General features: G+C 64.2%; 13 protein-coding genes. 11 read left to right on the forward strand and 2 right to left on the reverse strand.

From position 1 onward, the window contains the following. Positions 1-202 precede the first annotated feature (202 nt). The 10 genes from BLV27_RS10855 (at position 203) to BLV27_RS10900 (ending at position 11394) form a co-directional block, all read left to right on the forward strand. On the forward strand, positions 203-1081 hold the full coding sequence (locus BLV27_RS10855; RefSeq protein WP_092646049.1) for an AAA family ATPase: 879 nt from the start codon (positions 203-205) through the stop codon (positions 1079-1081). Then, positions 1078-1596 carry a hypothetical protein gene (locus BLV27_RS10860; RefSeq protein ID WP_092645833.1) on the forward strand — a complete coding sequence of 173 codons (519 nt, stop codon included), beginning with the start codon at positions 1078-1080 and terminating at the stop codon, positions 1594-1596. The genes BLV27_RS10855 and BLV27_RS10860 overlap by 4 nt, the downstream gene beginning before the upstream one ends. After that, positions 1589-2818: a vWA domain-containing protein gene (locus BLV27_RS10865; protein ID WP_092645835.1), complete on the forward strand. Its 1230-nt coding sequence runs from the start codon at positions 1589-1591 to the stop codon at positions 2816-2818. The genes BLV27_RS10860 and BLV27_RS10865 overlap by 8 nt, the downstream gene beginning before the upstream one ends. 68 nt (positions 2819-2886) lie before the next feature. Further along, positions 2887-3372, forward strand: a complete 486-nt coding sequence (locus BLV27_RS10870; protein ID WP_092645837.1) for a DUF1203 domain-containing protein — start codon at positions 2887-2889, stop codon at positions 3370-3372. Positions 3373-3448: 76 nt separating this feature from the next. Beyond that, positions 3449-5452, forward strand: a complete 2004-nt coding sequence (locus BLV27_RS10875; protein ID WP_092645839.1) for an OmpA family protein — start codon at positions 3449-3451, stop codon at positions 5450-5452. Positions 5453-5571: 119 nt separating this feature from the next. Then, the gene (locus BLV27_RS10880; RefSeq protein ID WP_092645841.1) at positions 5572-6540 is read left to right on the forward strand and encodes an XdhC family protein; all 969 of its coding nucleotides are present in this window, start codon (positions 5572-5574) and stop codon (positions 6538-6540) included. Then, positions 6537-7511, forward strand: coding sequence for a molybdopterin-binding protein (locus tag BLV27_RS10885; RefSeq protein ID WP_092645842.1), 975 nt, complete (start codon positions 6537-6539; stop codon positions 7509-7511). Before BLV27_RS10880 ends, BLV27_RS10885 begins: the two co-directional genes overlap by 4 nt. Before the next feature lie 100 nt (positions 7512-7611). Next, positions 7612-8097 carry a (2Fe-2S)-binding protein gene (locus BLV27_RS10890; protein WP_092645844.1) on the forward strand — a complete coding sequence of 162 codons (486 nt, stop codon included), beginning with the start codon at positions 7612-7614 and terminating at the stop codon, positions 8095-8097. 132 nt (positions 8098-8229) lie between these two features. Beyond that, positions 8230-10593, forward strand: a complete 2364-nt coding sequence (locus BLV27_RS10895; RefSeq protein ID WP_092645846.1) for a xanthine dehydrogenase family protein molybdopterin-binding subunit — start codon at positions 8230-8232, stop codon at positions 10591-10593. A gap of 9 nt (positions 10594-10602) precedes the next feature. Beyond that, positions 10603-11394, forward strand: a complete 792-nt coding sequence (locus BLV27_RS10900) for an FAD binding domain-containing protein (protein ID WP_092645848.1) — start codon at positions 10603-10605, stop codon at positions 11392-11394. 97 nt (positions 11395-11491) lie between these two features. On the opposite strand, the gene BLV27_RS10905 is transcribed toward BLV27_RS10900, so the two are convergent. Together BLV27_RS10905 and infC are read right to left on the reverse strand one after the other, a co-directional pair. Continuing rightward, complete coding sequence (locus BLV27_RS10905; protein WP_092645850.1) at positions 11492-11932, reverse strand: universal stress protein; 441 nt, start codon at positions 11930-11932, stop codon at positions 11492-11494. A gap of 129 nt (positions 11933-12061) precedes the next feature. After that, positions 12062-12646 carry a translation initiation factor IF-3 gene (gene infC / locus BLV27_RS10910; RefSeq protein WP_342024645.1) on the reverse strand — a complete coding sequence of 195 codons (585 nt, stop codon included), beginning with the start codon at positions 12644-12646 and terminating at the stop codon, positions 12062-12064. A 138-nt stretch (positions 12647-12784) separates the two neighbouring features. Here infC and BLV27_RS10915 point away from each other — a divergent pair, with 138 nt between their 5' ends. After that, entirely contained in the window at positions 12785-13531 is a 747-nt protein-coding gene (locus BLV27_RS10915) for a hypothetical protein (protein WP_092645854.1), read from the forward strand. Positions 13532-13619: the final 88 nt, after the last annotated feature.

Here is a 13619-nt window from a genome sequence, read left to right on the forward strand (position 1 = left end):
CCGCAGCATCCGCTCCTCCTCCGAAAGCTGATCCTCCAGACGGAACGCATCCGCCCAGTCAAATCGCGCAAGGTCAGGCCCGTGGCCCGTGGCGTCAGTGTCTTTCATGAGAACCTCCAAAACGTTGATCCTGTCCTATGCCGCTGACCCTTCCATCGCAACGCGACTTGACCGCGCGGTGTGGGCCGTGCCCTTTACCGACATGAATTCAATAGATGACGTCCAGGCCGCGTTGGCCGAACAGAATTACGTCTGCGGCCGGGCGCTGGCGACGGTGACCTATCTGGCGCTGACCTTGAAGCGGCCCCTTTTTCTTGAAGGAGAGGCGGGTACTGGCAAGACCGAGATCGCCAAGGCCATTGCCGCCGCGATGGGCCGGCGTCTCATCCGTCTGCAATGCTACGAAGGTCTGGATGCGGCCAGCGCCGTATACGAGTGGAATTTCGCAGCACAGATGGTCGCTATCCGCCGCGCGGAGGCCACGGGGGAGGCCCCGCCGGACCTGTTCTCTGACGACTTCCTGATCGCGCGCCCCTTGCTGGAGGCGATGCGACCGCAACCCGGCGGTGCACCAGTGTTGTTGATCGATGAGATCGACCGCACCGACGCCCCGTTCGAGGCGTTCCTGCTGGAAGCATTGTCGGATTATCAGGTGACCATCCCCGAAACCGGAACCGTTACCGCGCCGGAGCCACCCATCGTCATCCTGACGTCGAACCGTACGCGGGAAGTGCATGACGCGCTGAAAAGGCGATGCCTTTATCACTGGGTCGATTACCCCACGCACGAGCGCGAGATGGAGATCCTTGCCGCCCGTGCGCCGGAAGCGGCCGAGGCGCTGAGCCGGGAGGTCGTCGCCTTCGTCCAGAAATTGCGTACCGAAGACTTGTTCAAGAAACCCGGCGTCGCCGAGACCATCGATTGGGCCAAGTGCCTGCTGGCACTGGATATGATGGAGCTGTCGCCTGAGGTCATTTCAGACACGCTGGGCGCGTTGCTCAAGTACCAGGACGACATCCAGAAGTTGCAGGGGTCGGAGGCTAAGCGCATCCTGGACGAGGTGCGGGCGGAAGTGGCGTGAAATTCAAGGGTGATGAGGCGGTCTCCCGAGCGACCAGAGCGACCGGGCGCACTTTGCTGCTGCTTTCCTTCACGCTTGCAATTCACAAGGTCGGTTGGATTGAGGTCACGGAGGCGTCTGTATTTGGAGTCCGGGTCGTTTCGGGGAAACTTGAGACCCTGCTCACCGTTTTGATCATCGGTGCAGCTATTGGTCATTCGATCCAGTGGTACGGTGACAAGCTCTCCTTTGATGGATGGAACGTGAACGGAAATGAAATTGGCGTCGGCAGGTTGGATTCGAGACCAACTAAGCGCTTGGATGGGGCTGCATTTGATCTTGATCGCTTGAATGAATGGCTAACCAAAAATGAGAAGACCGATCCCGATCAAATTGATCGTCTCGTTTCTGAGATCGGTTCAATCAACTCAAAGATAGACAGGTTTTCGAAGTTCGCTTTCGTTTACTTCTATATCTGGCATTTTGCGGTTCCTGTCGGCCTCGCAATAGCGGTTTGTGTAGCGCGAAATGCCTGAACTCCCCGCCCTCGACCTTCCCGACAACCCGCAGCTCGCCGCGAACATCGCCCATTTCGCACAGGCCTTGCGCCGCGCTGGTGTGCCTGCCGGTCCCGACCGACTGTTGCTGGCGACACGCGCGGTGGCCGCCGCGGGATTCACCGACAAGGCCGATTTTTTCCACACGTTGCAGGCCGTCTTCGTACAGCGCCCCGAGCAGCGCGCGACCTTTGCGCAGCTTTTCCGCCTCTATTGGCGCGATCCGCGGTATCTGGAGCACATGATGGCGTTGCTGACGCCCACCGTTCGCGGCGTGCAGGAGGATCGGGGACCGAAGCCTGCGGAGAAACGTGCGGCGGAGGCGCTGCTGGATCAGCCGGAGGTCGCGACGGAGGAGAACGAGGCGGCGGAGGAGCTGACCCTCGATGCCGCAGCCACGGCCAGCGCCCGCGAAAAACTGCGCAGCCTCGATTTCGAACAGATGTCGACCGCCGAGATGGCGGAGGCCAAGCGGATGCTGGCGCGGCTGGTGCTTCCGGTGAAGCCACTGGCCAGTCGTAGGACCGGATCCGCTCACATGGGCCGGATCGATCGGCGCGCGACCTTGCGGGCGGCCCTGCGACGAGGAGATATCGCGGCTCTTAAATACGCAAAGCCCCGGACGCGCTGGCCAAACCTGGTGGCGCTGTGTGATATTTCGGGGTCGATGTCGTCCTATTCCCGCGCGCTGCTGCATTTTCTGCACGCAGTCGCGAACCGGCAGGGACAGGGCTGGGCGGAGGTGCATGCGTTTACCTTTGGCACGCGCCTGACCAACATCACCCGGCATTTACGTACCAAGGACGTGGACGCCGCCCTGGCCGCCGCCGGGGCCGAGGCGCAGGATTGGGAGGGGGGCACGCGCATCGGCGATGCCCTGCACGCTTTCAACCGGGACTGGTCGCGCCGCGTTCTGGGGCAGGGTGCGGTGGTGCTTCTAGTGACCGACGGGCTGGACCGTGGCGATGCCGCGCGATTGGAATTCGAAGCGCGGCGGCTGCACCTCACGGCCCGAAAGGTGATCTGGCTGAATCCACTGCTGCGATTCGACGGGTTCGCGCCCAAGGCAGCGGGCATTCGCGCGCTGATCGGCCATGTGGACAGCCTGCGCGCCGGTCATTCCATTGCCGCGCTGGAAGGCCTGGCCGAGAGCCTGTCGCGCCCCGATGATGCGGGCGAACTGGCGCGCCTGCGCCGATAGCGCAGGATACGGGTCGCGGGGTCGCGTGACGGCAGGTCATGACGGGGGCCAAGCGAAAGGACTCTACCATGAAATTTACCCCGCTCGATGCCGCCTTCGTGGCCCGGATTCGGGCCGGTGGCCCTGATGCCAACGGCCTGCCCGCCGAAACTGCCGTAAGCACCGGTGGGGGCACTCCATGCCGATCCTGCCTGCACGACGTGCCCGAAGGAGAGGAATTCCTGATCTGCGCGGCGCGTCCCTTCCCGACGCTTCAGCCTTATGCCGAGACCGGGCCGATCTTCCTGTGCAAGGCAGAGTGCGTCCCCTGGCAGGATGATGGCGTGCCGCCGATCATGACGACTTCGCCCGATTATCTCATCAAGGGCTACACCGCTGACCATCGAATCCGGTACGGCACGGGGCAGGTCGTGAAAGCCGGTGATCTGGCACGGGAAGTGCAGATCCGCCTGTCTGATCCCTTGCTGGCCTACGTCGATGTGCGGTCCGCGCGGAACAATTGCTTCCAGTCACGCGTGGTGAGGCTCGGCGATAAGCCGCCTGATATCCGATAACGCTCCGGTGCTTTGGAACTGCAACAGGTTAAGGGTGTTTTGTCTTTAAGACGAATCTACACTCAAGGAGGCTTTCATGCCCCGTATCCGTTCCACTGCGCTCAATCGCGCCGCCGCGCTCGCCGCCAGCGTCTCGATGCTCGTCCCCGGATTTGCCGTGCCCGCAGCGGCCCAGACCGCCGATGACATCGTGGCAGCCTGCACCGCCGAATTCGGCACCGACGCGGACGCGACTAAAAATTGTATCGACGAACGCACATCGGATGCTGCTGCTGAAGCGGAGGCCGCCGTTGAGGCGGAGGCTCAGGCCGCTGCGGATGCTGCGGCCCAGGCGGAATCGGATGCTGCTGTCCAAGCTGAAGCGGATGCCGCCGCTGAAGAGGAGGCTGCCCGCCAAGCGGAGGCCCAGGCCGCTGCGGACGCTGCCGCTCAGGCGGAAGCGGATGCTGTTGCTCAGGCGGAGGCGGATGCTGCTGCCCAGGCTGAGGCGGAGGCTGCCGCTGAAGAGGAGGCTGCCCGTCAGGCGGAGGCCCAGGCCGCTGCGGACGCTGCCGCTCAGGCGGAGGCGGATGCTGCTGCCCAGGCTGAGGCGGAGGCTGCCGCTGAAGAGGAGGCTGCCCGTCAGGCGGAGGCCCAGGCCGCTGCGGACGCTGCCGCTCAGGCGGAAGCGGATGCTGTTGCCCAGGCTGAGGCGGAGGCTGCCGCTGAAGAGGAGGCTGCCCGTCAGGCGGAGGCCCAGGCCGCTGCGGACGCTGCCGCTCAGGCGGAAGCGGAGGCTGCTGCCCAGGCTGAGGCGGAGGCCGCCGCTGAAGAGGAGGCTGCCCGTCAGGCGGAGGCCCAGGCCGCTGCGGATGCTGCCGCTCAGGCGGAAGCGGATGCTGTCGCACCGACGACCGAAGAGACGCCGCTGGTCGAGACGCCCACGGAAAGCGCGATCGCAGCCGAAGTGGCCGCCCGCCCCGAACCCGAACTGACAGAGGACCAGCAGACCGCCGTCAATCAGGCGCAGACTGCGTTAGGTGCATTGTTAGGTGGCGATAGCGCCACGGCGGCCGCCTCCGCCGCAGTCGTGGATGGGGACGAAACCTCTGCCGATACCGTGGTCGAGGAAGAGGTTGTCGAACAGGGAGACATACGGACTTCGGACCAGGATTTCGCGACCCGCGCCGTCGTGACCGAGCAGGAAGATCGCTTTGACCGCAACGATAAGATCCTGCTGGGTGCCTTGGGTGCATTGGCTGTGGGCGCGATTCTGGTGAACCAGAACAATCGTGCACGCGTCGTCTCCAACTCGGGTGACCGGGTCGTGGTGCAACAGGACGACGGCAGCCTGCGCGTGCTTAAGGACGATGACGTCCTGCTGCGCCAAGCCGGGTCGAACGTGCGGACCGAGCGGTTCGACGACGGCTCCACCCGTACGACCGTCCTGCGAGAAGACGGCAGCCGTGTCGTGACCATTCGCGACGCTTCGTTGCGCGTGCTGCGCCGTGAGTTGATCACCGAAGGCGGCGAACGCTACACCCTGATCGATGACACCGTGGTCGTGGAACCTGTGGACGTGTCGACATTGCCCGAGCCGGTTGTCTCCTCGCGCGCGACGGCAACGGACGATCCGCTGGCCGCCGCCTTGCGCCAGCAGGAGCAACTGGACCGTCGGTTCAGTCTGGCGCAAGTGCGCAACATCGCCGAAGTGCGGGCGTTGGCCCCGGCGTTCGAGGTGAGCACGGTGACTTTCGCGTCGGGTTCGGCCGCGATTGTGCCCGAACAGGCGGGCAATCTGCGCGGTCTGGCCAACGAGGTGCTTGCAGCGATCAGGGCCAACCCGCGGGAGATCTTTCTGGTCGAGGGCCATACCGACGCAGTCGGCGATGCGGCCTATAACCTGGCCTTGTCGGACCGCCGGGCGGAAAGCCTTGCGCTGGCGCTGAACGAGTATTTCGGCGTCCCGGTCGAAAACATGGTCGTGCAGGGCTATGGCGAGTCCTTCCTGAAGGTTCAGACACAGGGCGATGAACAGGCAAACCGTCGCGCGACGGTCCGTCAGATCACCGACCTGCTTCAAACGGCTGCGGCCAACTGATCCGCAGTCATGTCGAGGAGGCTGGCCCGTCCCTTTCCGGGGCGGGCCTTTCTGCGTATGGTGGTCAGGCTGGGGGCCAGCCCCCAGACCCCCGGGATATTTCAGGCAAGAGGAAGACAATGGACCGGATCGACGATGCACCGGCGGCTGCGCTTGCTTGGGCCAAGGCTGGCAAGGGCGCGGCCCTTGCCACCGTGATCGAGACGTGGGGATCGGCCCCGCGTCCGCGCGGATCGCAGCTGGCAATTTCTGAGGATGCGGAATTGGTCGGCTCGGTTTCGGGCGGGTGCGTCGAGGGGGCAGTCGTGGCCGAGGCGCTGGACGCGATGGGTGACCTGACGCACCGTGTCTTGGAATATGGCGTGTCCGATGACGAGGCTTTTGCCGTCGGGCTGGCTTGCGGTGGAAGGATCAAGGTGTTGCTGCAACCGGTTGGTGGCGGTCTGGGTATCGATTTATTGGATGACCTCGTCGCGCGGCGCGCGCGGTCAGAAGCAGTGGGGCAGGCGGTGAATGTTCGATCAGGGGCTGTGCACCTCTTGGACGAAGCGGCGCTGACCGACCGGCTGCGCGAGGATCGCAGCGGGTTCGAGCCTGACGGTGAGACATTCGTGACGCTTCACGCGCCGCCGCTGCGCCTTGCGGTGGTCGGCGGCGTGCATATTGCGCAGGCGTTGGTCCCGATGGCCCGGATCGCCGGCTATGACGTGACGGTGATCGACCCGCGCGAAGCCTTTGCCGCGCCTGACCGTTTCCCTGATACCAAGCTCGTGCATGACTGGCCGGACGCGGCGATGGCGGCCTTCCGGCCCGATGCGCGGACGGCGGTCGTTCTTTTGACGCATGATCCAAAACTGGACGACCCTGCGCTGACGGTCGCGCTGAATAGTGCGGCGTTCTATGTCGGAGCGCTCGGTTCCTCGCGTACGCATGCCAAGCGGGTCGCACGGATGGCCGAGGCGGGTCTTTCCCAGGCAACAATCGCCCGCATCGACGCGCCGATCGGGTTGGATATCGGATCGAAGACGCCAGGCGAAATCGCGGTGTCGGTTCTGGCGGCGATGACACAGGCACTGCGCCGGTCATGAAGTTCGGATCCGTTCCTGTCGAGATCGCCCAGGGGGCGGTGCTTGCCCATACGCTGACACTTGGGGCGGCGACGTTTCGAAAGGGCAGCGTCGTAACCGGCGATGCCGTCGCCGCGATGCGGGCGCAAGGTGTGACAGAGGTCATCGTCGCCCGTCTGGACCCCGCTGATGTGCCGGAGAACATAGCCGCCGCGCGACTCGCCGCGGCGTTGGCCGGGGACGGGCTGGATGTTCGGGAGGCGTTTACCGGTCGCGCGAACCTGCACGCCGCGGGACCGGGCGTGGTGGGGCTGAACGTGGCGGCAATCGATGCGGTAAACGCAGTCGATCCGATGATCACGGTGGCCACCCTGCCGCAGTGGCAGCGGGTCGCCGGGGGCACCATGGCGGCGACGGTCAAGATCATCGCCTATGCTGTGGACAGTGCTGCGCTGGACCGGGCCTGCGCCGCGGGCCGGGGGGCAATGCGGCTGCATCCGCCGGCGCTGCGCGATGCCGATCTGATCGTGACGCATCTTGGATCTGGAGGACCGGTCAAGGTTGGCCCGGTGATTGACCGTTTGGCCCGGCTGGGTGTCGAGACGAAGGTGTCGAATGTCGCGCATGACGTCGATGCCCTGTCCGAAGCGCTGACGCGCGCGACCGCGCCGCTCCGGTTGATCCTGACGGCGTCGGCGACCTCGGACGTGGCGGACGTGGGGCCGTCGGCGCTGGCCGGTGCGGGCGGAACGCTGACGCGGTTCGGGATGCCGGTCGACCCGGGTAACCTGTTGTTCCTGGGTGAAATGGCCGGGGCGACGGTGATCGGCCTGCCGGGGTGTGCGCGGTCTCCGGCGTTGAACGGCGCGGATTGGGTGTTGGAGAGGATCGTTTGCGGCGTGCCCGTATCGGAGGCCGACATCGCGGCGATGGGCGTGGGTGGCCTGCTCAAGGAGATTCCGACCCGTCCCCAACCCCGCGAACGGCGCTAGGCCGCTGCAGGGACCGTTTCGCTGCAACGCGGCATAAATCGGTTGTTTCCAGACGCGGCTTGCTGTGCTTGAGTGGAGTCCGAATTATGGAGGGCGACCAATGACAAAGGTCACGATGACGGTGAACGGCAAGCCGCGGACAGCCGAGGCCGAGGGCCGGACATTGCTGGTGGAATGGCTGCGCGAAGGGCTGCGCCTGACGGGGACGCACGTCGGTTGCGACACGTCGCAATGCGGGGCCTGCGTGGTGCACGTAAACGGCGAGGCGGTGAAGGCCTGTTCCGTTCTGGCGCAGGAAATCGACGGAGCCGAGGTGACCACGGTCGAGGGCATGGCCAACGCCGACGGCAGCCTGGGCAAGATCCAGCAGGCGTTTCAGGACTACCACGGTTTGCAATGCGGATTCTGTACGCCGGGCATGGTTATGTCGACTGCGGCGCTTCTGAAAGACAATCCCAAGCCGACCGAGGCCGAGGTGCGCCACTACCTGGAAGGCAATATTTGCCGCTGCACAGGCTATCACAATATCGTCAAGGCGGTGATGGCCGCCTCGGGGCAGGAGGTTGCGCCGGTCGCCGCGGAGTAGGCCCGCGCAATACGAGACAGGGGCGGGGTGGACGACCCATGACCCCTCGAGGGCGCGGAGGGAGGAGCCGCGCCCTCACCTTAAATCAGCGGGGCGAGGCCATGGCCCCCCGCGCAAAGGGAGGAAATACAGATGCCGAAGGATACCGGAATAGGGGCAAGCCCCAAACGGCGCGAGGACGTACGCTTTCTGACCGGCAAGGGCCGGTATACCGACGACATCAACGTGGCTGATCAGGCGCATGTCGTCTTTCTGCGATCGGACGTGGCACACGGGACGATCAACGGAATAGATACCTCTGCTGCCGAGGCGATGGAGGGCGTTCTGCGCGTTTTCACCGCTAAGGATTTCGAGGCCGTTGGCGGTATTCCCTGCGGATGGCAGATCACGTCAATCGACGGGTCCGTGATGCAGGAGCCCAAGCACCCCATCCTGGCGGACGGCAAGGTGCGCCACGTGGGCGACCCGATCGCCGCCGTCGTCGCCGAAAGCGCCAGCATCGCGCGCGACGCCTGCGAGGCGATTGAGGTGGACATCACATCGCTGCCCGCCGTCATCGACATGAAGGATGCGCTGAAGGCCGATGCGCCCAAGGTGCACGACGATCTGACCTCGAACCTTTGCTATGACTGGGGCTTCGTGGAGGAGAACAAGCAGGCCGTGGACGAGGCGATCAAGTCCGCCGCCCACGTGACCACGCTGGAGTTGGTCAACAACCGGCTGATCGCCAACCCGATGGAGCCGCGCGTGGCCGTGGGCGACTATACCGCGCACGATGGCCATTCGACGTTGTATACCACGTCGCAGAACCCGCACGTCATCCGCCTGCTGATGGGAGCCTTCGTGTTGGGCATCCCCGAGCATAAGCTGCGCGTCGTGGCCCCCGACGTGGGCGGCGGATTCGGGACCAAGATCTTCCACTACGCCGAGGAAGCCTTCTGCACTTTTGCCGCCAAGGAACTGGAACGCCCGGTCAAATGGACCTCTACCCGGTCGGAGGCCTTCATGTCCGACGCCCATGGGCGCGACCACGTGACCAAGATCGAACTGGCGCTGGACGCGGACAATAATTTCACTGCCATCCGGACGGAAACCTACGCGAACATGGGGGCCTATCTGTCCACCTTCGCGCCTTCGGTGCCGACTTGGCTGCACGGCACGCTGATGGCGGGCAATTACCGCACGCCGCTGGTCTATGTGAATGTGAAGGCGGTGTTCACGAACACCGTACCGGTTGATGCCTATCGCGGGGCCGGACGCCCCGAAGCAACATTCCAGTTGGAGCGGGTTGTGGACAAGGCCGCGCGCGAACTTGGCGTCGACCCGGTGGAGCTGCGTCGTCAGAACTTCATCCGCGACTTCCCGTATCAGACACCCGTTGCCGTGGAATATGACACCGGCGACTATGATGCCACGATGGACAAGCTGATGGAGATTATCGACCGCGACGGGTTCGCTGCGCGGCGCAAGGAAAGCGAGGCGCGCGGCAAGCTGCGCGGTCTTGGCATCAACTGCTATATCGAGGCCTGTGGCATCGCGCCGTCGAACCTGGTCGGCCAGCTTGGCGCGCGCGCGGGGCTGTACGAATCCGCCACCGTTCGGGTCAACGCAACGGGTGGTCTGGTTGTGATGACTGGCAGCCATTCCCACGGGCAGGGCCATGAGACGGCCTTCCCGCAGGTCATCGCGGACATGATCGGCATCAATGAGGACCAGATCGAGATCGTGCACGGCGACACCGCCAATTCACCGATGGGCATGGGCACGTATGGTTCCCGCTCGCTCGCCGTGGGTGGGTCGGCCATGGTTCGTGCGACCGAAAAGATCATCGCCAAGGCGAAGAAGATCGCGGCCCATATCATGGAAGCCTCGGACGAGGATGTCGAGTTGAAGGACGGCAAGTTCACCGTCGCCGGCACCGACAAGTCGCTGGCCTGGGGGGATGTGACCCTGGCGGCCTACGTGCCCCACAACTACCCGCTCGAAGATATCGAGCCGGGCTTGGAGGAGACGGCCTTCTACGACCCGAACAACTTCACCTACCCCGCAGGTGCTTATGCCTGCGAGGTGGAGGTCGACCCCGAAACGGGCCGGGTGGAGGTCTTGTCCTTCGCTGCGGCCGATGACTTCGGCAACGTGGTCAACCCGATGATCGTCGAAGGTCAGGTTCACGGCGGTCTGGCGCAGGGTATTGGCCAGGCCCTGTTCGAGAACTGCGTCTATGACGCGGACGGGCAGCTTCTGTCGGCCAGCTACATGGACTATTCCATGCCGCGCGCCGCTGATTTACCGATGTTCCAGGTCGATCATTCGTGCCAGACGCCCTGCACCCACAACCCACTGGGCGTGAAGGGCTGCGGCGAGGCGGGGGCCATCGGCTCGCCGCCCGCGATCGTCAACGGCGTACTGGACGCGCTGGCCAGCGCAGGGCACGACGTGGGTCATATCAACATGCCGCTTACACCGTCCAAGGTGTGGGCCGCGATGCAGGGATAAGGAAAACCGATGTATAATTTTGAATTGGTCAAACCGACGACGCTGCAGGATGCAGTAGCCGCCCTGAAGGACGACGACGCGCAGGCCATTGGCGGGGGGCAGACGCTGCTGCCCACCATGAAGGCGCGGCTGGCGATGTCCGAGAAATTCGTGGCGCTGTCCGGCGTGGATGAGATTAAGGGTATCTGCACCGACGACGATGGGCGCGTCTGCATCGGCGGGGGCACCACTCATGCCGCTGTCGCCAAGGGGGTTGCGGGGTATCCCGCGCTCGCCTCGCTGGCCGGACGGATTGGTGATCCGGCGGTCCGTAACCGAGGTACCATTGGTGGCAGTCTTGCCAACAACGACCCGTCGGCCTGCTACCCGGCCGCGGCATTGGCGTCGAATGCGACGATCGTGACTCCCAGCCGTGAAATCGACGCGGACGATTACTTCCAGGGCATGTTCGAGACAGCCTTGGAGGATGGCGAGATCATCACCGAGGTGAAGTTCCCCGTCCCCGAGAAGGCCGCCTACGAGAAGTTCCTGCAACCCGCATCGCGCTTCCCGCTGGTGGCGGTGTTCGTGGCCAAGTTTTCGGACGGGGTGCGTGTCGCGGTGACGGGGGCCTCCTCGGACGGTGTGTTCCGATGGTCGGAAGCCGAGGCCGCGCTGTCGGACAACTTTTCCGCCGATGCCATAGCGGGCCTGTCCGCTCCGGATGCGGCGGGCATGATTTCCGATCTGCACGGCGACGGGGCCTACCGCGCGCATCTGGTCAAGGTCATGACGGCACGGGCGGTCAAGAACGCGGCCTGATGCCGCGCCGATCCTGAAAGGGCCGCCCTCGGGCGGCCTTTTACGTTGATGCGCCAAGGTCAGCCCCGTATGGCAAACTTGGTCGATCCGGGTGGTCTCAGATGATGGTCATGCAGGGGATCTTGACCTGTTGAGTGACTGATTGGCTGACCGAGCCGAGAGCCAGGGATTTGAGCGCGCCCAGGCCCCGCCGGCCCATAACGATCAGGTCCGCGTCGGTCGCATCGACAACTTGCAGGATATTGGACACGGGGTCGCCCCGGCGAACATGGCTGTCGGACAGGGTGACTCCGGCGGCCGCAAGTTTTTCGCGCGCCTGTTCGGTCACTTTTGCACCGGCTGCGGCGACCTGTTCGTCGCTGGGCGGCACATCGATGATCGCGCCGTAGGGGGCCAGAACGACAGGCGGCATATTAGGTTCCGGAATGCTGATGATATGCAGGTCGGAATCGAATGCCTTGGTGAGGGCTGCGGCAGCCGCAAGCGCGTGATCCGCGTGCTCGGAGCCGTCGTAGGCAAGAAGAATCGTCTTGAACATCTGTGGCCCTCCGTCTGTTGGCACAGATACCCTACGCCGCGGTGCAGGAAAAAATGATGATCTGTGTCAAATCGCTACGAAAAAGGGCACCCGAAGGCGCCCTTGATGGTTCGCGGTGTTCGACAACGGCTAACGCTGGATCGGACCGATCATCATGACCATCTGGCGACCTTCCATCTTGGGGAAGTTCTCCACCTTGCCGACTTCCTTGGTATCCTCGGACACACGTTCCAGAAGTTCGCGGCCCAGGTTCTGGTGGGCCATCTCGCGGCCACGGAAGCGCAGGGTGATCTTCACCTTGTCGCCATCTTCCAGAAAACGGAACACGTTGCGCATCTTGACGTCGTAATCGTTGGTGTCAGTGTTCGGGCGAAACTTGACCTCTTTGATCTCGATCGTCTTCTGGCGCTTGCGGGCCTCGGCCTCTTTCTTCTGGGTCTCGTACTTGAACTTGCCGAAATCCATGATCTTGCAGACCGGCGGCACGGCGTTCGGGCTGATTTCGACAAGGTCGAGACCGGCGTCTTCCGCCATCTGACGGGCTCGGGCGGGGCTGACGACGCCGACATTCTCGCCTTCCGCCCCAATCAGACGGATTTCGACGGCGCGGATACGGTCGTTAACGCGGGGGCCAGTGTCGCGCTGCGGGGGCGCGTTATGAGGTCTGCGGGCGATGGTGGTGGTCCTTTCAGGGACGTTAATGTCGGAAAGCAATTTAGCGCCCAAACGCACTGTCTTCAAGGCTGTAACGGCGGGCAGAAGCGGTTTTGGGCATGGATTCCGCCTCGGCATTGTCCTTTAGGCGCGTTTGCGGCACTCAACTGGCAATGGAATCATGTTGAGGAGCTTAGCATGTCACGCAATATTATCGTCGCTATGGCCGTTGTCGTCGTCGCCGCTTTGGGATGGATCGCAATCGATCGCATGGGCGACGCGCGCGAAGAAGCGGCCCGTATCGAGGCAGAAACCGCTGCGGCCGCCGCTGCCGCCGAGGAGGAAGCTGCCCGCCTGGCTGCTGAGGCAGAAGCCGAAGCCGCGCGTCTGGCGGAGGAGGCGGAGGCCGCTGCCGCTGAGGAGGAAGCCGCCCGCTTGGCCGCCGAAGCCGAGGCTGCTCGGTTGGCGGAGGAGGCCGAAGCCGCTGCTGCCGCCGCTGAGGAAGAGGCCGCCCGTCTGGCGACCGAAGCCGAAAGTGCCGTCGATGACGCCGCGGAGACTGCCTCCGAGGCGGTCGACGGAGCTGCGACCGCGCTGACCGAAGGTGCCACCGCAGTTGGCGATGCGGTGGAAGGGGCCGTCGAAAGTGTCGTGGAAGGGACTGCAGACGCCGTAGAAGGCGTGACAGAAGAAGTCGCCACTGAAGCGCCCGCTGCCGAAGAAGGCACCGCCGAGGTTTCCGTGGAGGGCACCGAGGCCAGCCTGGACACGCTTCTGACGCCCGAAGGGTTCGACGCGGATGCGCTGATCGCCTACGTCGAGCAGTCGGACATGAACGCGCTTGCCAAGACCTCGCTGAAGGCAAGCATCGAGGCTGCGCAGAATGAACCCGCGCTGGTCGAAGGCGTCATCGCGCAGGTCAAGGCACGGATGGGCGCGGAGTAACCCATCCCGCCTGACCGAGACGGAAATGTTGGGCCGTGCGAGGGATCGCGCGGCCCTTTCTTATTGCACAGCACTGCCGACCCCGCGC

It is taken from the genome of Jannaschia faecimaris, from assembly GCF_900107415.1.
Lineage (GTDB): Bacteria > Pseudomonadota > Alphaproteobacteria > Rhodobacterales > Rhodobacteraceae > Jannaschia > Jannaschia faecimaris.

Excerpts from the sequence above, each read along its gene's own strand:
- BLV27_RS10855 (WP_092646049.1), top strand. The coding sequence starts at position 203 with ATGAATTCAATAGATGACGTCCAGGCCGCGTTGGCCGAACAGAATTAC.
- BLV27_RS10865 (WP_092645835.1), top strand. The coding sequence starts at position 1,589 with ATGCCTGAACTCCCCGCCCTCGACCTTCCCGACAACCCGCAGCTCGCC.
- BLV27_RS10870 (WP_092645837.1), top strand. The coding sequence starts at position 2,887 with ATGAAATTTACCCCGCTCGATGCCGCCTTCGTGGCCCGGATTCGGGCC.
- BLV27_RS10875 (WP_092645839.1), top strand. The coding sequence starts at position 3,449 with ATGCCCCGTATCCGTTCCACTGCGCTCAATCGCGCCGCCGCGCTCGCC.
- BLV27_RS10880 (WP_092645841.1), top strand. The coding sequence starts at position 5,572 with ATGGACCGGATCGACGATGCACCGGCGGCTGCGCTTGCTTGGGCCAAG.
- BLV27_RS10885 (WP_092645842.1), top strand. The coding sequence starts at position 6,537 with ATGAAGTTCGGATCCGTTCCTGTCGAGATCGCCCAGGGGGCGGTGCTT.
- BLV27_RS10890 (WP_092645844.1), top strand. The coding sequence starts at position 7,612 with ATGACAAAGGTCACGATGACGGTGAACGGCAAGCCGCGGACAGCCGAG.
- BLV27_RS10895 (WP_092645846.1), top strand. The coding sequence starts at position 8,230 with ATGCCGAAGGATACCGGAATAGGGGCAAGCCCCAAACGGCGCGAGGAC.
- BLV27_RS10900 (WP_092645848.1), top strand. The coding sequence starts at position 10,603 with ATGTATAATTTTGAATTGGTCAAACCGACGACGCTGCAGGATGCAGTA.
- BLV27_RS10905 (WP_092645850.1), bottom strand. The coding sequence starts at position 11,932 with ATGTTCAAGACGATTCTTCTTGCCTACGACGGCTCCGAGCACGCGGAT.
- BLV27_RS10915 (WP_092645854.1), top strand. The coding sequence starts at position 12,785 with ATGTCACGCAATATTATCGTCGCTATGGCCGTTGTCGTCGTCGCCGCT.